This window comes from Pseudomonas sp. MM213 (assembly GCF_020423045.1).
Classification (GTDB): Bacteria; Pseudomonadota; Gammaproteobacteria; order Pseudomonadales; family Pseudomonadaceae; genus Aquipseudomonas; species Aquipseudomonas migulae.
In genome coordinates this window covers 1,481,998-1,499,100 of the sequence record NZ_CP081943.1, presented here as the reverse complement: position 1 = coordinate 1,499,100, position 17,103 = coordinate 1,481,998, and the positions used below count along the sequence as shown (strand labels likewise).

At 59.9% G+C, this 17,103-nt stretch carries 14 protein-coding genes and 1 tRNA gene; 7 read left to right on the top strand and 8 right to left on the bottom strand.

Annotated elements, in window-relative coordinates; translation table 11 throughout:
- Nucleotides 1–175: 175 nt before the first annotated feature.
- The 8 genes from K5R88_RS06675 to K5R88_RS06640 form a co-directional block, all read right to left on the bottom strand.
- The gene (locus tag K5R88_RS06675) at nt 176–1,591 is read right to left on the bottom strand and encodes a sigma-54 interaction domain-containing protein (protein ID WP_226299486.1); all 1,416 of its coding nucleotides are present in this window, start codon (nt 1,589–1,591) and stop codon (nt 176–178) included.
- A 119-nt stretch (nt 1,592–1,710) separates the two neighbouring features.
- Entirely contained in the window at nt 1,711–3,291 is a 1,581-nt protein-coding gene (locus K5R88_RS06670; RefSeq protein ID WP_226299485.1) for an ABC transporter ATP-binding protein, read from the bottom strand.
- A gap of 14 nt (nt 3,292–3,305) precedes the next feature.
- On the bottom strand, nt 3,306–4,328 hold the full coding sequence (locus tag K5R88_RS06665) for an ABC transporter permease (RefSeq protein ID WP_008037110.1): 1,023 nt from the start codon (nt 4,326–4,328) through the stop codon (nt 3,306–3,308).
- Complete coding sequence (locus tag K5R88_RS06660) at nt 4,328–5,389, bottom strand: microcin C ABC transporter permease YejB (protein ID WP_008029533.1); 1,062 nt, start codon at nt 5,387–5,389, stop codon at nt 4,328–4,330. The genes K5R88_RS06665 and K5R88_RS06660 overlap by 1 nt, the downstream gene beginning before the upstream one ends.
- Complete coding sequence (locus K5R88_RS06655; RefSeq protein ID WP_226299484.1) at nt 5,389–7,257, bottom strand: extracellular solute-binding protein; 1,869 nt, start codon at nt 7,255–7,257, stop codon at nt 5,389–5,391. The genes K5R88_RS06660 and K5R88_RS06655 overlap by 1 nt, the downstream gene beginning before the upstream one ends.
- A 136-nt stretch (nt 7,258–7,393) precedes the next feature.
- Entirely contained in the window at nt 7,394–7,675 is a 282-nt protein-coding gene (locus K5R88_RS06650; RefSeq protein WP_008029538.1) for a peptidylprolyl isomerase, read from the bottom strand.
- A gap of 83 nt (nt 7,676–7,758) precedes the next feature.
- Nucleotides 7,759–8,640, bottom strand: coding sequence for an esterase/lipase family protein (locus tag K5R88_RS06645; protein WP_223435702.1), 882 nt, complete (start codon nt 8,638–8,640; stop codon nt 7,759–7,761).
- Nucleotides 8,641–8,865: 225 nt separating this feature from the next.
- Nucleotides 8,866–9,939, bottom strand: a complete 1,074-nt coding sequence (locus tag K5R88_RS06640; protein ID WP_192227015.1) for a 3-deoxy-7-phosphoheptulonate synthase — start codon at nt 9,937–9,939, stop codon at nt 8,866–8,868.
- 627 nt (nt 9,940–10,566) lie between these two features.
- Between K5R88_RS06640 and K5R88_RS06635 the strand changes: the two genes are divergently transcribed.
- From K5R88_RS06635 to K5R88_RS06605, 7 genes are all read left to right on the top strand, one after another.
- Nucleotides 10,567–11,325, top strand: coding sequence for a carbon-nitrogen hydrolase family protein (locus K5R88_RS06635; RefSeq protein ID WP_226299483.1), 759 nt, complete (start codon nt 10,567–10,569; stop codon nt 11,323–11,325).
- On the top strand, nt 11,325–11,768 hold the full coding sequence (locus K5R88_RS06630) for a GNAT family N-acetyltransferase (RefSeq protein ID WP_223449900.1): 444 nt from the start codon (nt 11,325–11,327) through the stop codon (nt 11,766–11,768). Before K5R88_RS06635 ends, K5R88_RS06630 begins: the two co-directional genes overlap by 1 nt.
- A gap of 126 nt (nt 11,769–11,894) precedes the next feature.
- Nucleotides 11,895–12,536, top strand: a complete 642-nt coding sequence (gene gacA / locus K5R88_RS06625) for a response regulator transcription factor GacA (RefSeq protein ID WP_008015884.1) — start codon at nt 11,895–11,897, stop codon at nt 12,534–12,536.
- A gap of 2 nt (nt 12,537–12,538) precedes the next feature.
- Complete coding sequence (uvrC, locus tag K5R88_RS06620; protein WP_008029554.1) at nt 12,539–14,362, top strand: excinuclease ABC subunit UvrC; 1,824 nt, start codon at nt 12,539–12,541, stop codon at nt 14,360–14,362.
- 32 nt (nt 14,363–14,394) lie between these two features.
- Nucleotides 14,395–14,952, top strand: a complete 558-nt coding sequence (gene pgsA / locus K5R88_RS06615; RefSeq protein ID WP_008029556.1) for a CDP-diacylglycerol--glycerol-3-phosphate 3-phosphatidyltransferase — start codon at nt 14,395–14,397, stop codon at nt 14,950–14,952.
- A gap of 67 nt (nt 14,953–15,019) precedes the next feature.
- A tRNA-Gly gene (locus tag K5R88_RS06610) sits at nt 15,020–15,095 on the top strand.
- 275 nt (nt 15,096–15,370) lie between these two features.
- A complete protein-coding gene (locus tag K5R88_RS06605; protein ID WP_226299482.1) occupies nt 15,371–17,089 on the top strand; it encodes a ShlB/FhaC/HecB family hemolysin secretion/activation protein in 1,719 nt (572 codons plus the stop codon).
- The last annotated feature ends 14 nt before the right edge of the window (nt 17,090–17,103 follow it).

The window sequence follows — 17,103 nt, the reverse complement described above, 5'->3', positions numbered from 1 at the left end:
GGACGAACGTATTTGTCTCTGTTTTGAGAATTTTTGTGGTTTGGAGGCCGCCATCGCCAGCAAGCCGGCTCCTACAGAAGATCGCGTCAACACCGAAACCCTGTAGGAGCCGGCTTGCTGGCGATGAGCGCAAAGCGCTCCAAAAATATGTCTGTAAATAGAGATCTATGTCTCGTTATAGAGACTCAGCAATCCCCAACGCCACCATCTTCTTGTACAACGTAGACCGCCCAAGCCCCAGCCGCGCCGCCGCCTCAATCACTTTCCCCCCGCATTGCGCGAGGGCCGATTCAATCAACTGCCGGTCAAACCGTTCACGCGCCTCACTGAACGTCTCGTGTGCCACCGACTCAACCTTCAAAGGTGCCACACGCTCCACCGGCGTAAACGTACCAATCGCCGCGCGGATATCGGTCGCATTCAGCATCAGATCGTCACTGAGCAATGCCGCCCGTTCCAGCACGTTGCGCAACTCGCGAATGTTCCCCGGCCAGGCGTGTCGGGCAAGCAACTCCAGCGCCTCGCGGTTCAGCTCGTGCTGACTGCGCAACTCCTCAAGTATGGCTTCACTGAGTGCCGGCAAATCATCGAGACGATCACGCAGCGGCGGCACCTGGATCGGCAGCACATTGAGGCGGTAATACAAGTCGGCGCGAAACTCGCCGCGTTTGATCGCCGCTTCAAGGTCGGTGGAGGTCGCGGCGATCACCCGCACATCGCTCTGAATCACTTCGTTGGACCCGACCGGTTCAAATTCCTTTTCCTGCAACACCCGCAGCAGCTTGCTTTGCAGCGGCAGCGGCATGTCGCCGATTTCATCGAGAAACAGCGTACCGCCCTGAGCAATCTGCAACTTGCCGACGCGACCCTTGCGATCGGCGCCGGTAAACGCGCCGGGGGCGGTGCCGAAGAATTCGGCCTCGAGCAGCGCCTCGGGAATCGCTGCGCTGTTGATGCTGACGAAAGCCTTGTGCGCACGGGGTGATGCACCATGAATCGCCTGCGCCAGCAGCTCTTTGCCGGTGCCGGTTTCGCCGAGTAGCAAAACCGGGGAATCAGCACTGGCACTGCGTCGGGCGCGGCGTTTGACTTCGAGGCTGGCCGCGCTGGTGCCGATAAAATGCGCGAAGTTGTATTTGGTCTGCCGCGCCCGCAGCAGCGAGCGGGTGGAGGCCAGTTCTTCCTGCATGCTCATGTAGCGCTTGAGCATCGGCGACAGGCTGCGCAACTCATCGAACAACGCAAAACCGATGGCGCCGATCACCACGCCGGCGTCGTCATGGATCGGCAGGCGCATCACCACCAACGGTTCCTTGGGGGTGTCCTGCATGTCGAGCAGAATCGGTCGGCCGGTGCGCACCACTTCCCGCAGCAGGCTGCCGGGGATCACACTTTCGCAGGCCTTGCCGATGGCCACTTCCGCCGATTCCAGACCGAAGCGTCGGGCATAACGTTCGTTCATCCAGACGATGTTCGCGTCGCGGTCGACAATCACCGTGCCTTCGCTGGACTGCTCGATGATCTCGAACAGCGAACGGATCGCCAACAGACGAACGCGCTGGTAATCCTTGAGGCTTTCGGTGGTGTTCATGGGGTCATGTCCAGAATGTGTGGTGTCTGTGCGGGCCTCTTCGCGGGCAAGCCTCGCTCCTACAGGGGATCGCGTTCACCTGTAGGAGCGAGGCTTGCCCGCGAAGGCAGCGACGCGATTTATGCCTGTTGCAGATGCGCCGCCGCCAACAGCTCTTTGGTGTACGGATGCTGCGGTGAATCAAACACGTCGTGGCTGGCGCCGCTTTCCACCACTTTGCCGTCCTTGATCACGATCATGTCGTGGGCGAGGGCGCGCACCACCGCCAGGTCGTGGCTGATAAACAGATACGTCAGGCCGTGTTTTTCCTGAAGCTGGCGCAGCAGCGCGACCACTTGTTTCTGCACGGTGCGGTCCAGCGCCGAGGTCGGTTCGTCCAGCAGGATCAGCGCCGGTTTCAGCACCAGCGCCCTGGCGATGGCGATGCGTTGGCGCTGGCCGCCAGAGAACTCGTGGGGGTAGCGATGGCGGCTTTGCGGGTCGAGGCCGACTTCCTGCAGGGCCCGAATCACTTCGGCCTTGCATTCGTCCGCCGTCAACTGGCTATGCACTTCCAGGCCTTCACTGATGATTTGTGCCACGGACATCCGTGGGCTGAGGCTGCCGAAAGGGTCCTGGAACACCACCTGCATTTTCTTGCGCCATGGTCGCAGTTGCTTTTGCGTCAGGCCGTCCAGCGCCTGGCCCTGAAAGCGAATGCTGCCTTCGGAGTCGAGCAGGCGCAGGATCGCCTGACCCAGTGTCGACTTGCCCGAGCCGGACTCACCCACAATGCCCAATGTCTTGCCGCGCTGGACATTCAGGCTGATGCCGTCCACGGCATGCAAGTACGTTTTGCGCTGAAACAGCCCGCCACCGAGGGGGAAGCGCACGCAAAGATTGTCCACTTCCAGAACGTTCTCGCGCTCGTCACGGGGCAGCGCCTGGCCTTCCGGTTCGGCGTTCAGCAGTACGCAGCTGTAGGGATGTTTCGGCTCGGTGAACAGCGTTTCGCACGGTGCCTGTTCGACGATTTCCCCGGCCTTCATCACGCACACACGCTGAGCGATGCTGCGCACCAGATTGAGGTCGTGGCTGATCAGCAGCAATGACATGCCGAGCCGCTGTTGCAGGGACTTGAGCAGGATCAGGATCTTGCGCTGCACCGTGACGTCGAGCGCGGTGGTGGGCTCGTCGGCGATCAGCAACTCCGGCTCGCAGGCCAGCGCCATGGCGATCATCACGCGTTGCCGCTGGCCGCCGGACAGTTGATGCGGGTACGCCTTGAGCCGCTCTTTGGGTTTCTGTATGCCCACGAGGTGCAGCAGCTCCAGAATCCGCTCCTGCGCAGCTTTGCCGGTCAGGCCCTTGTGCAGCAGCAGGGTTTCACCGATCTGCTTTTCAATGCTGTGCAGCGGATTGAGCGAGGTCATCGGCTCCTGGAAGATCATGGCGATGCGGTTGCCCCGCAACTCTCGCAAAACCCTGGACGAAGCGCCGAGCAACTCCTTGCCGCGATAGCGGATGCTGCCGCTGGTTTCGGTGCCGGTCTCGGGCAGCAGTTGCAGGATCGAGTGCGCGGTCACCGATTTGCCGGAACCCGACTCACCCACCAGCGCCAGGCATTCACCGGGGCGGATGTCCAGACACAGGTTGCGCACCACGGTCTGGCCGCTGAAGGCCACGCAGAGGTCACGGATTTCGATCAGGTTGTTACTCATATCAACAGTCCGCGTCAGGATCGAGGGTCAAAGGCATCTCGCAACGCCTCGCCGATAAACACCAGTAAAGACAGGATCAGCGCCAGGGTGAAAAACGCGGTCAGCCCCAGCCACGGCGCTTGCAGGTTTTGCTTGCCCTGACCGATCAACTCGCCCAGCGAGGCACTGCCGGCCGGCATGCCGAAACCGAGGAAGTCCAGCGCGGTGAGCGTCGAAATGGCCCCGGTCAAAATGAACGGCAGGTAGCTCAGCGTCGCGTTCATCGCGTTGGGCAGGATGTGCCGCACGATGACTTTGCGGTCGGTCAGGCCCAGTGCCCGCGCAGCCTTGACGTATTCGAGGTTGCGCCCGCGCAGGAACTCGGCACGCACCACGTCCACCAGTGCCAGCCAGGAAAACAACGCCATGATCCCCAGCAGCCACCAGAAATTCGGCTCGACAAACCCCGACAGAATGATCAGCAGGTACAGCACCGGCAGACCCGACCAGACCTCCTGCAAACGCTGGCCGATCAGGTCGACCCAGCCGCCGTAATAGCCTTGCAGCGCGCCGGCGGCGATGCCGATCAGTGCGCTGACAAAGGTCAGCATCAGCGCAAACAGAATCGACACCCGCGCGCCGAAAATCACCCGTGCCAACACGTCGCGAGCCTGGTCGTCGGTGCCCAGCCAATTCACATTCGACGGTGGGCTCGGTGCCGGTTTGTTCAGGTCGTAGTTGGGCGTGTCGTCGCTGAACGGGATCGGCGGAAACAGCAGCCAGCCGCCGTCCTTTTTGATCAGCTTCTGTACATAGTCACTGCGGTAATCCGCCTGGAACGGCAGTTGCCCGCCGAACGCCTGCTCGGTGTAGCGCTTGAACGCAGGGAAGTACAACGAGCCCTGATAACTGACCACCAGCGGTTTGTCGTTGGCGATCAGCTCGCCACCGAGGGTCAGCAAAAACAGGCCGACAAATAGCCACAGCGACCACCAGCCACGGCGGTTTTTCTTGAATCGGTCGAAACGGCGGCGCGCCAACGGCGAAAGCTTGAACATCAGGCATTCCTCGCGGCGAAGTCGATACGCGGGTCAACCAGCGTGTAGCACAGGTCGCCGACCAGTTTTATCAGGAGGCCGAACAGCGTGAAGATGAACAGCGAACCGAACACCACCGGATAATCCCGCGACACCGCCGCTTCATAACTCATGCGGCCCAGGCCATCGAGGGAGAAGATCACCTCGATCAGCAACGAGCCGGCGAAAAATACGCTGATGAACGCCTGGGGAATGCCCGACACCACCAGCAGCATGGCGTTGCGGAACACGTGGCCGTACAGCACGCGACGTTCGCTCATGCCTTTGGCACGCGCCGTGACCACGTACTGGCGGGTGATTTCATTGAGGAAGGAGTTTTTGGTCAGGATGGTCAATGTGGCAAATCCACCGATGACCAGCGCCGTGACCGGCAATACCAGGTGCCAGAAATAGTCGGCGATCTTGCCCACGGTGGACAGCGAGTCGAAATTGTCCGAGACCAGGCCGCGCACCGGAAACCAGTTCAGTGACGTGCCGCCGGCGAACACCACGATCAGGAACATCGCAAACAAGAACGCCGGCATCGCGTAGCCAATGATGATCGCGGTGCTGCTCCAGATATCGAATTGGCTGCCGTGGTGCACGGCTTTGCGGATGCCCAGCGGGATCGACACCAGATAGGTAATCAGCGTGGCCCAGAGCCCAAGGGAAATGGTCACCGGCATTTTTTCGAGGATCAGGTCGGTGACCGTGGCGCCGCGGAAAAAGCTTTTGCCGAAGTCCAGTCGCGCGTAACTGGTGAGCATCAACCACAGGCGTTCATGGGCCGGTTTGTCGAAGCCGTATTGCTTTTCGATTTCCTTGATCAGTTGCGGGTCGAGGCCGCGACTGGCTCGCGAACTGCCGCTCATGACCTCGCCAGAACCGCCGCCGACGCTGGCGCCGCCGATGCCTTGAAGGTGCGCGATCGCCTGTTCGACCGGGCCGCCCGGTGCGGCCTGAACGATGACGAAGTTGACCAGCAGAATGATCACCAGAGTCGGAATGATCAGCAGCAGGCGCCGCAGAATATAAGCCCACATCAGTGCGGCCCTCCGGGTTTGCCGCGCTTGATCAGTTCGGCGGTCATCTGTTGGTTGGTCAGCGGCGTGGTGCTCACTTCCCACCAACTCTCGATGGCTTCGTCATTGGCTGCTTGCACGCTGGGAATGCCGAAACGGTTCCACCACACGGTCGAGCTGCCCGGCGGGTAATAGTTGGGAATCCAGTAATAGTTCCATTGCAGTACCCGGTCGAGAGCATGGGCGTAGCGCAACATGTCGGCCTGGGTGGTGGCGCGCACCAGACCGTTGACCAGCGTATCGACCGCCGGGTTCTTCAACACCATGTAGTTGTTGGAGCCCGGATCGTTGGCCGCTGCCGAACCAAAATAGTTATTCAACTCGTTGCCCGGCGACGTGGTGACCGGGTAGCCGGTGACGATCATGTCGTAATCCCGGGACATCAGGCGATTGACGTATTGGGAGGAGTCGATGCGGCGGATGTTCAGGTCGATGCCGATCTGCTTCAGCGTGCGCTTGTAAGGCAACAGCAAACGGTCCATCCCGTTCTGACTGACCAGGAAGGTAAAACTCAGCGGCTGGCCCTCGGCATTCACCAATTGATCGCCATCGGGTTTCCAGCCGGCCTGTTCGAGCAAATCCAGTGCTTGCAGTTGTTTGTCACGGATCACGCCACTGCCGTCGGTTTTCGGCGCTTCGAAGACTTTGGTGAACACCTCGTCGGGGATCTGCCCGCGCAGCGGTTCGAGAATCGCCAGTTCGGCGGCATCCGGCAGGCTGCGGGCGGCGAGGGCGGAGTTGGAGAAGAAACTCTGTTGGCGGATATACATATCGCGCATCATCTGCCGGTTGCTCCATTCGAAATCCCACAGCATCACCAGTGCCTGGCGGACGCGGCGGTCCTGGAACATCGGGTTCTGCAGATTGAACACAAAGCCCTGGGCCGATTGCGGCGCTTCTCTGGCCAGGTGCGCCTTTTGCAGGCGACCGTCGCTGAGGGCCGGGCTTTCGTAACCGATGGAGTAGGCGGTGGCGGAGAATTCGCGGTTGTAGTCGTAGGCGCCACCGCGCAGCACCTGACGCGCGACATCGGTATCACCGAAGTACTCGATGCTGAAGTGATCGAAGTTGTACAGCCCACGGCTGACCGGCAGGTCCTTGCCCCACCAGTCCGGATTGCGTTCGAAGGTGATGCTGCGCCCGGAGTCGACCTTGCCCACCCTGTACGGGCCGCTGCCCAGTGGCGGCTCGTAACCACCACCGCTGGCGAAATCGCGGGTTTTCCACCAGTGTTCGGGAAACACCGGCAAGGTTGCGATGTCGAGGGGCAGGGTGCGGTTTTCGTTGCTTTTGAAGTCGAAACGCACCGTCAGCGGGGATTCCACCTCGACGCCTTTGACGTCGGCGAACTGGGTGCGATAACGCAGGCTGCCCTGGGTCATCAGCAGGTTGAAGGTGTAGCGCACGTCTTCGGCGGTGATCGGCTTGCCGTCGGCGAAGCGAGCCTTGGGGTTGAGGTAGAAACGCAGCGATAACCCGTCATCCGAGCGCTCCATCTTCTGCGCCACCAGACCGTACACGGTGTAAGGCTCGTCCTGCGAGCGCTGGGCCAGCGGCGAATAGATCAAACCGTCGATCTGCGTCACGCCGATGCCTTTGTCTATATAAGGCAGGACATGGTCGAAATGCCCGATCTCGATCGCCGAGCGACGCATCGTGCCGCCCTTGGGCGCTTGCGGATTGGTGTAGGCAAAATGACTGAAGCCGGCCGGGTACTTGGGCGGTTCGCCGTAGACGGTCAGCGCGTGTTGCGGTGCGGCGTTCACACCGGCGGCGCCCAGTAGCAGGGTCACGGCAGTGAACAACAAAACAGGGAAAGCCAGTCGCATTTTCAGCCTTAGAGCCGGGTGATCGATAACCGCAATTTGTACGCTAGCGGCGCGTCCCTCGCCAGTCGTATCACGTACCCGAAACACGACGGCCCACCAAAAGGCGGGCCGTTGTGCATGAAACTACGCGAATGACTTAGTCCTGACGGCTGGTCACTTCGAGCAAGTGGTAGCCGAACTGGGTCTTGACCGGGCCTTGCACGACGTTGATCGGTGCGCTGAAGACCACGGTGTCGAATTCCTTGACCATCTGGCCCGGACCGAACGAACCCAGGTCACCGCCCTGACGGCTGGACGGGCAAGTGGAGTTGGCTTTGGCAACTTCGGCGAAATCGGCGCCAGCCTCGATTTGGGCTTTGAGTTCGTTGCACTTGTCTTCGCTGGCAACCAGGATGTGACGGGCAGTGGCTTTAGCCATGGAAAAATACTCCTTCTAATGTTCAGTAAAGTGCTCAGCCTACCGGATTCAGGAGGCTATTTCTCCTCAAAGTTCCGCCCGGGTCACAGACCCGCCTTGCGCAGACGTTCGGCATGTTCCACGTACAGGTCAATCGGGTCGATGTCTTTGCGAACCCGACCGACTGTCTGGCTGATGCTGTCCAGGTGGTCCAGCGGATAGTCGGAGCGGATCACCTTGCCCAGATGAGAGCTGAAGCGGCCGACCATGCCGTCGTTTTGCTCGGCCTCGATGGTGAAGTACCTGGCAAAAGCACGGGAGCACCCATTCAGTGGGTCAAGTGCGTTGAGCCCTTCATCGAGGAGGTTGCCCTGCAGGGTTCCGCTCCAGGAATAGTAGCGAACGCCGTTGACCCGCTCGCTGCCCTTGCCGCCCCAGGTCTTCGGCAGTCCTTGAGGGTACTTCTCGTTAAATGCGCTGACGCCTTCGGTGGTCAAGGCATTGAGCGCAGCGATCGCGTTTTGCGGCAGGTGGCGGTCGCCACTCAACAAGGACAGGAAGTCAGCGAACAACGTGGCCACCGTGTCGGCGACCTGTTCCGGCAGCTGTCCAGGCGTCAGCGCCTTGCGCAGGAAATCCGCCAGTTCCGAGCCATGGTTGGGCCCGCTGACCGAGGTCACCGACGCAACGATTTGCGGCGCTATCGCTGCGGCATAGCGGGCGGCCAGCGCTCCCTGGCTGTGCCCGATCAGGTTGACCTTGTCTGCACCGGTCCCTTCCAGCACCCGTTCGATCTGTGCCAGAAGCTGGTCACCTCGCGCCTCATTGGTATGGGTAGCCGACAGGTGTGGGATGAACACTCTGGCGCCGGCGCTCCTGAGGGTTTGCTTGATGTCATGGAACAGTTCGAAAGGGCCGATCCGATCGAAACCAAACAGGCCGTGGACCAACAGGATGGGATGGAGGGTGCTTGCATTCCGTTGCATGTTCATACCTTTTCGCGGGAGTTCGTGATGTGTCCGGGGCTCACTCTAAAGCACTCGGACGTTTGCGCGATGTATGAAAAAGCCGCTGTGAATGGGTGAAAACGGAATAGGGAATGTACGAATATTCGAATCAGCAGGAGGCTCTTTTCCGAATGTCCGGACGTCCTTTAATCGGAGGTAGCGCAGAGTTCTGCAATGACCTACCTCCGGAATGTCATTTGCCTGTCAGCCGCGTGCGGTTCTCAGCTGTTCCGCCGCTGAACGCAACAACGTTTCGGTCCCCTCCCAGCCAAGGCAGCCATCCGTCACCGATACACCGTACTGAAGCGACGGACTCAGCGGCTGGCAGCCTTCGAACAGGTGACTCTCAATCATCATCCCGATCAACGAGCGATCACCTTGCAGACGCTGCTCAAGCACATCGTTGAACACCGCCGGTTGACGTAGCGGGTCTTTGCCGCTGTTGGCGTGGCTGCAATCGACCATGATCCGGGCCGGGATCTTCAGTTTGGTCAGGTCGCTGTTCACCTGGGCGACGCTGTTGCGGTCGTAGTTCGGGCCGCGATGACCGCCGCGCAATACCAGGTGAGTGTCAGGATTGCCGGGCGTCTGGATGATCGCGGGGTGCCCCTGGCTGTCGACACCGAAATGCCGATGCGGATGAGCGGCCGAGCGCATGGCGTCACTGGCAACACCGACGCCACCATCGGTGCCGTTCTTGAAGCCGACCGGCATGTTCAGGCCGCTGGCCATTTCCCGGTGGATCTGTGATTCGGTGGTGCGGGCGCCAATGGCGACCCAGCTGAGCAGGTCGTCGAAGTACCCGGCGGCCATCGGTTGCAGCAGTTCGGTGGCAATCGGCAGGCCGAGTCGAAGCATTTCGCGCATCAGCTCCCGTGACAGGGTCAGGCCACCGGCCATGTCGTCACTGCCGTCCAGGTGCGGATCGTAGGCCAGGCCTTTCCAGCCGACGGTGGTACGGGGTTTTTCGACGTAGGCGCGCATCACCAGTAGCATTTCATCGCTGACGTCGGCGGCGAGGCGGGCGAGGTGACTGGCGTATTCGAGGGCAGACTGCGGATCGTGAATCGAGCAAGGACCGACGATGACCAGCAAACGGGAGTCTTCACCGTTGAGAATCGCACGAACCGCATCGCGGTGGGCGGCGACTTGCCGGGTCAGGGCGTTGCTGAGCGGCAGTTGCTGTTTGAGTTGCAATGAGCTCGGCAGGCGCAAGGTCAGCGCTTCATTGGCAGGGCTCAGGGTGGACAGCGGCAAAGCAGAGACGGACGAGTTCATGTTCAGGCTTCCTGGGCGGGCGGCGGGTTCGTTCCCGCGCGCTCGGCCCTACTGGGGTGTTCGACAATTGGCCGGATTGGCTGCGTGTGTGTGCTTGCCACCTGTGGGTGACCGATCGGAGGCGGCAGGCTGTCCCGAGCGGAGGCTGCTAAATCGCCAGGCGGTAAAACTGTCGTGACGGTAATAAGTGGCGTAGTTCATGTCGTGAATCCTCAAAATGTCTGTGTTGTTGCTAAAAAGTGTGGGGGCTGAAAAAACAAAACCCCCGGTCGGGAGGCCGACCGGGGGTTGAGAATTCTCTGGTGGCGACCCGTTTAAAGTGGGCGCCGTGTGGGTATCAGGCGCGCCAGTGGCTAAACCAATACCCAAAATAAAAGCTGACCGAAGCGCAAACGACATTCACCCGGGCAGCCACAACCGAGCGCGGGGCGCTGGCGGAACTAAGCTGTGAGAGGGCGTTGAACATGGTCTGTCTCCGATGGATGCGCCGAGCTTACTAGAGGCCGGTACACGGATTCAATCAGAAATTGCTATTGGTTACTGGCGGCGTTTTCTATCGCTTGAGTGCGTCGGCGGTTGTGACACACTCGCCGTTTAAACAAAAACACAACGTCACAAGGACGAACCATGACGACGCTGACCATCGCCGCCGCTCAATCGATCTCCATCGCCGGAGACCTGGCCGCCAATATTGTGTGGCATCAACGCTTCATGCAGGTGGCGGCGGAGCAGGGCGTGCAGTTGCTGGTGTTTCCGGAACTGTCACTGACCGGGTACGAGCGTGGGCTGGCGGCTGAGCTGGCCATTGCTCCGGAGGATGCGGTGCTGCAACCGTTGCGCGATTTTGCGCAGGAAGTCGGCGTAACGACCGTAGTCGGGATGCCTGTTCGTCTGTCGGAGCATTCGCCGGTGTTGATTGGGGCGCTGGTACTGGGCGCCGATGGTTCACTTGGGGTCTACAGCAAGCAGCATCTGCATCCCGGCGAGGAAGTCGCGTTTGCGCCGGGCACTGGCGGTTCGCCCCTGACCATCGGCGGCGATACGATAGCCTTGGCGGTGTGCGCCGATTTTTCCCACGCCAGTCATGCGGCCGCAGTGGCGCAACAGGGCGCCGACCTGTATGCCGCAGGCGTGCTGATCACCGAAAATGGTTACGCCCCCGATACTGCGTTGTTGCAAGGCTATGCCGTCAGGCATTCGATGGCGGTGCTGATGGCCAACCATGGCGGTGCGACGGGGGGCTGGGAGTCGGCGGGACGCAGCGCCATCTGGGCATCGGACGGTTCGCTGATCGCTGCAGCACCTGGCACGGGCAATCTGCTGGTCGTTGCTCGCCGTAATGCTGACAGCTGGACGGGGCGCGTCGTCGCCGTCGCGGAGGCCTGATGGGATTCGAATTACGTCCTGCGACATCGCAAGACCTCGACTTTGCTCGTGAACTGACCTGTAAAACCATGCTCCGCTACTACATTCAGCACGATCTGCTGTGGCAGGACGAGGCTTTTGATGTGGCCTGGGCGGGGCGGGAAAACTGGCTGATCGTCCGTGATGATGTACGGCTGGGTTATGTAAGCCTGAGTCGGGATGCAAGGGCCTTGTATATCCGTGAGTTACACGTGCTCGAAGCGTTCCGGGGGCAGGGCGCCGGTTCCTGGGCGATCGATCAGGTATTGGCAATGGCGTGCAAGGAACGACGCCCGGCATTGCGCCTGACGGTTTTTGAAAATAATCCGGCGAAAGCGTTATACGAGCGAAAGGGCCTGGCAGTGGTCGGCAAAGACGAGTGTTTCCTGAGAATGCAGCGCGATATCGATGCCTCGCATCGCTGAAACACGCATGAGACAAGCCTTTCAAGATGTATTGAAACTTTTTATATGACGCTTGCCGCTAGGTCTGCCAGTTGCTTTTTGCTAAGGTGTCGGCAACTCAATAAGACCATATCGCGAGGTGTCTGCTTGATTAGGGTGCTAGTAGTCGATGACCATGATCTCGTTCGTACAGGCATTACACGAATGCTGGCTGACATCGATGGCCTGCAAGTAGTCGGCCAGGCTGAGTCCGGGGAAGAATCCCTGCTCAAGGCGCGTGAGTTGAAACCCGATGTGGTGCTGATGGACGTCAAGATGCCGGGTATCGGCGGTCTTGAAGCCACGCGCAAACTGTTGCGCAGTCATCCGGATATCAAGGTCGTCGCGGTCACCGTGTGCGAGGAAGATCCGTTTCCTACACGTTTGTTGCAGGCCGGGGCCGCGGGCTACCTGACCAAAGGCGCCGGGTTGCCGGAAATGGTCCAGGCCATCCGCCTGGTGTTTGCCGGGCAACGCTACATCAGTCCGCAGATTGCCCAGCAACTGGCGATCAAATCCTTTCAGCCGACCAACGATTCGCCCTTCGACGCACTGTCGGAGCGGGAAATCCAGATCGCGCTGATGATTGTCGGCTGCCAGAAGGTCCAGATCATTTCCGACAAACTGTGCCTGTCACCCAAAACCGTGAACACCTACCGTTACCGAATTTTCGAAAAGCTTTCGATCAGCAGCGATGTCGAATTGACGCTGTTGGCAGTTCGTCACGGCATGGTTGATGCCAGCCTCTGAAAATGACTGACACCTTCGATCCGAGTGCTTTCCTGTCGACGGTCAGCGGACGCCCCGGCGTCTATCGCATGTTCGACAGCGAGGCACGCCTGCTCTACGTCGGCAAGGCCAAGAATCTCAAGAATCGTCTGTCGAGTTACTTCCGCAAGTCCGGCCTCGCGCCCAAGACCGCTGCGCTGGTGGCGCGTATCGCCCAGGTCGAAACGACGATCACTGCCAACGAAACCGAAGCCTTGCTGCTTGAGCAGACGCTGATCAAGGAATGGCGTCCGCCCTACAACATTCTGCTGCGCGACGACAAATCCTACCCGTACGTGTTTCTTTCCGACGGTCAGTTCCCACGCCTGAGCATTCATCGTGGGGCGAAAAAGGCCAAGGGCAAATATTTCGGCCCTTATCCCAGTGCCGGGGCGATTCGCGAAAGCCTGAGCCTGCTGCAAAAAACCTTTTTCGTTCGCCAGTGCGAAGACAGCTACTACAAGAACCGCACACGCCCATGCCTGCAATACCAGATCAAACGTTGCAAGGCGCCGTGTGTGGGGCTGGTGGAGCCCGAGGTTTACGCCGAGGACGTTCGTCACTCGGTGATGTTCCTCGAAGGGCGCAGCAATGCGCTGACCGATGAATTGTCCGCCGGCATGGAAGAGGCGGCGATCAACCTCGAATTCGAGCGTGCCGCCGAATTGCGCGACCAGATCTCGTTGCTGCGCCGGGTCCAGGATCAACAGAGCATGGAAGGCGGGACCGGTGACGTCGACGTCATCGCCGCGTTCGTCAATCCGGGCGGTGCCTGTGTCCATTTGATCAGCGTGCGCGGCGGACGGGTGCTGGGGAGCAAGAATTTCTTTCCGCAGGTGGGTATTGAGGAAGACGTCTCTGAAGTCATGGCCGCGTTTCTCGGTCAGTACTTCGTCAGCAGCCCCGAACGCGACTTGCCGAGCGAGCTGATCGTCAACGTGGTTCACGAAGACTTCCCGACCCTGATCGCGGCCATCGAAGAGTTGCGCGGTCGTGAGCTGAGCATCAGTCACAGGGTTCGTGGCACGCGGGCACGCTGGCAGCAATTGGCCGTGACCAATGCCGAGCAGGCACTGGGCGCGCGCCTGGCCAACCGCCAACACGTTGCGGCACGTTTCGATGCCCTGGCCGACGTGCTTAAACTGGATGAGCCACCGCAGCGCCTCGAGTGCTACGACATCAGTCACTCCAGCGGCGAAGCGACCGTGGCGTCCTGCGTGGTGTTCGGCCCCGAAGGGCCGATCAAGTCCGATTACCGTCGCTACAACATTGAGGGTGTTACGCCGGGCGATGACTACGCCGCAATGCATCAGGCCCTGACCCGGCGCTTCAGCAAACTGAAGGACGGGGAGGGCAAGTTGCCGGACATTCTGCTGGTGGACGGCGGCAAGGGGCAGTTGTCCATGGCGCGCGATGTGCTCAATGAACTGGCGGTGCCCGACCTGATTCTGCTGGGCGTGGCCAAGGGGGCGACGCGCAAGGCCGGTTTCGAAACCTTGTACCTCAATGACGCCGCCCACGAATTTACCTTGCGTGGCGATTCCCCGGCACTACATTTGATCCAGCAGATCCGCGATGAAGCCCACCGATTTGCAATTACCGGACACCGTGCCCGCCGTGGCAAAACGCGCCGTACGTCTACGCTTGAGGGTGTAGCCGGGGTGGGTCCGACCCGTCGGCGCGATTTGTTGAAACATTTTGGTGGATTGCAGGAGCTGTCTCGTGCCAGCATCGAAGAGATCGCCAAAGCACCCGGGATCAGTAAAAAGCTCGCAGAGTTGATTTATGCAAATCTGCACAGCGAGTAGAATGCCCCCTCACCTCGTAGCCAGTTGTGCCGATGAATATCCCTAATCTGATTACCGTTCTACGCGTCCTGCTTATCCCGATCTTCATTTTACTGTTCTACCTGCCTTACCAATGGAGCTACCTGGCGTCCGCTTCGGTCTTCGCGTTTGCCGCCGCCACAGACTGGCTGGACGGATACCTGGCTCGTCGTCTGGAGCAAAGTACGCCGTTCGGGGCATTCCTCGATCCGGTGGCCGACAAGCTGATGGTCGCCGTGGCGTTGGTGCTGCTGGTGCAGGAACACGGTAATTTGTGGCTCACGCTGCCGGCTGCCGTGATCATTGGTCGCGAGATCGTGGTATCGGCACTGCGCGAGTGGATGGCCGAGCTCGGCGCTCGCGCTCACGTCGCCGTGTCGAACCTGGGCAAATGGAAAACCGCCGCGCAGATGTTGGCGCTGGTGATCCTGCTGGCCAATCCGTCGGACTTCACGTTCTGGGTCCTGGTGGGTTACGCCTTGCTGATGATCTCTGCGGGCCTGACATTGTGGTCCATGGTTCAATACCTGCGGGCTGCCTGGCCGCATCTGAAGACCGATGTGGAAAAATAAATAAAACTTTTTTGAATCAAGGGGTTGACGGAGCTTCTGGATTCTATAAAATGCGCACCACCAAGACGCGGGAATAGCTCAGTTGGTAGAGCACGACCTTGCCAAGGTCGGGGTCGCGAGTTCGAGTCTCGTTTCCCGCTCCAAATACAAAAAAGCGCCACTCAATGAGTGGCGCTTTTTTTTGTGCGCGATTTGTCATTTCATCTTCGAAAAAGAGGCTCAGGCCTCTTTTTTTGTGCCTGTTTTTCGGTGTCGGCGCCGACGCGAAGGGCAGTTTGAATTCGGCATGCAACGGTCGGTTGCTCATTACGCGGCGCGGGTAATGGTTATATGGACAAAGGAAAGTTGACGTCAGAATAGTGGCCATTTAGTATCGCGCCGCTATTTTGCCATCACCCGCCGTATCGAGGGATCGAACATGTACCCACCCGCCCTCGTGGCGAGGTTGTGCCTGGCTTTGCTGTGCCTTTCTCCACTGAATACTACCCTTGCTGCCCCGACACCCGGTGAAACCGACCTAATCCGCGAGCGTCAAGATCGCTTGCTGGACGAGCAGCGTCGTCGTCTTGAAGAACTCAAGGATTTGCCCGGCAAGGAAGCCACGCCTGCGCAACAAGCGGCGCCTGCCGATACCCGTTGCTTCCCCATCAAGAACATTGAGCTCAAAGGTGCCGACAGCCTTTCCGCCGGTCAGCGCGAGCACTTGCTCAAGCCTTACATGGGCCAATGCCTGGGTGTCGCTCAACTCAATCAATTGCTGAAAGTCATCACCGACCACTACATCGAAAAAGGCCTGGTCACCAGCCGCGCCTACTTGCCGCAGCAGGATTTGTCCGGCGGGCATTTGAAGGTGCTGGTCGTAGAGGGGCGGCTCGAAGGTATGCAAGGCGCGCAGGGCAGCCAGCTGTCAGAGCGCGAGCTGGCCATGGCTTTTGCTGGCAAGACCGGTGATCTGCTCAACTTGCGGGAAATCGAACAGCTGTTAGACCAGATCAATCGATTGCCGTCGAACCAGGCCAAGATGGAACTGGCCCCCGGACAGAAGGTGGGCGGCAGTGAAGTACTGGTCACGAACACGCCGCAAAAACCCTGGCGCGTCGGGTTGTCGCGCAGTAATGACGGCCAGAAAAGTACCGGCGAACAACAGTGGGGTACTTCGTTTGAATGGGACAGCCCCCTGGGATTGGCCGATCAACTGATGCTGCGCGGCGGCCATGACGCAATCAGCGATCATCAGAAAACCTCGAACAATGCCTTGCTTTATTACAACCTGCCGTTCGGCTGGTGGAACCTCAGCTATGCCTACAGCCAGAGTGAGTACCGCTCTGTGGCCCAGGCCAGCGGGTTTGACTTCAAGCAGACCGGCGACAGCCAGAATCATCAGCTGCGCCTGGAACGGGTGATCCACCGCGACTCGGTGAGCAAGACGTCCCTCAACACCGGCCTGGCCTATCTGCGCACGAACAACTTTATCGAAGACAGCAAACTGGCAGTCAGCAGCAATCGGCTGAGTGAGGCGCAGTTTGGGATAAACCATGGCCGGCGCATCGGCAGTGCGTTCGTCAACGTCGATCTGGGTATGCAGAACGGTATCGGCGCATTCGACGCTCAGCGTGAGAACCAGCGTCGCGATGCTTTCGGCAACCTCACACCTGACGCCCGCTACCGCAAATACACCGCGACAATCAGCTACCTGCAACCCTTCAAGCTGTGGGATGAATCCCTGGTGTTCAGCAGCCTGATCACCGGCCAGCGCAGTGAAGACGTGCTGTTCAGCCCTCAACGCATGAGCCTCGGTAGCCAGTCCTCGATCCGTGGTTACAAGGACCAGACCCTGATCGGCGACAGCGGCGGTTACTGGCGTAACGACCTGCGCTGGAGCCGCCCGGTGACGTGGGCCTGGCTGCGTCCGCTGCTCACGGAATATGGCACCGGCCTGGGTTATGACGTCGGTGTGATCCGTAACGATCGCTACAACGCGGAGCAGCACGGCCGGATGTCGAGCAACTCCCTGGAGCTTTTCGCCCGGGGCCAGCACCTGGCCGCCAGCGTCACTTTCGCCCACTCCCTTGAGCGGCCAGAAGCGCTGAGCGAACGTGAAGCACCGATCTACTTCCGTCTGGATTTCTTTCTTTAACTCTGCTGTTTACC

What these genes read in the sequence shown, in the direction of transcription:
- K5R88_RS06675 (WP_226299486.1), bottom strand. Translation starts at nt 1,591, where the DNA reads ATGAACACCACCGAAAGCCTCAAGGATTACCAGCGCGTTCGTCTGTTG.
- K5R88_RS06670 (WP_226299485.1), bottom strand. Translation starts at nt 3,291, where the DNA reads ATGAGTAACAACCTGATCGAAATCCGTGACCTCTGCGTGGCCTTCAGC.
- K5R88_RS06665 (WP_008037110.1), bottom strand. Translation starts at nt 4,328, where the DNA reads ATGTTCAAGCTTTCGCCGTTGGCGCGCCGCCGTTTCGACCGATTCAAG.
- K5R88_RS06660 (WP_008029533.1), bottom strand. Translation starts at nt 5,389, where the DNA reads ATGTGGGCTTATATTCTGCGGCGCCTGCTGCTGATCATTCCGACTCTG.
- K5R88_RS06655 (WP_226299484.1), bottom strand. Translation starts at nt 7,257, where the DNA reads ATGCGACTGGCTTTCCCTGTTTTGTTGTTCACTGCCGTGACCCTGCTA.
- K5R88_RS06650 (WP_008029538.1), bottom strand. Translation starts at nt 7,675, where the DNA reads ATGGCTAAAGCCACTGCCCGTCACATCCTGGTTGCCAGCGAAGACAAG.
- K5R88_RS06645 (WP_223435702.1), bottom strand. Translation starts at nt 8,640, where the DNA reads ATGCAACGGAATGCAAGCACCCTCCATCCCATCCTGTTGGTCCACGGC.
- K5R88_RS06640 (WP_192227015.1), bottom strand. Translation starts at nt 9,939, where the DNA reads ATGAACTCGTCCGTCTCTGCTTTGCCGCTGTCCACCCTGAGCCCTGCC.
- K5R88_RS06635 (WP_226299483.1), top strand. Translation starts at nt 10,567, where the DNA reads ATGACGACGCTGACCATCGCCGCCGCTCAATCGATCTCCATCGCCGGA.
- K5R88_RS06630 (WP_223449900.1), top strand. Translation starts at nt 11,325, where the DNA reads ATGGGATTCGAATTACGTCCTGCGACATCGCAAGACCTCGACTTTGCT.
- uvrC (WP_008029554.1), top strand. Translation starts at nt 12,539, where the DNA reads ATGACTGACACCTTCGATCCGAGTGCTTTCCTGTCGACGGTCAGCGGA.
- pgsA (WP_008029556.1), top strand. Translation starts at nt 14,395, where the DNA reads ATGAATATCCCTAATCTGATTACCGTTCTACGCGTCCTGCTTATCCCG.
- K5R88_RS06605 (WP_226299482.1), top strand. Translation starts at nt 15,371, where the DNA reads ATGTACCCACCCGCCCTCGTGGCGAGGTTGTGCCTGGCTTTGCTGTGC.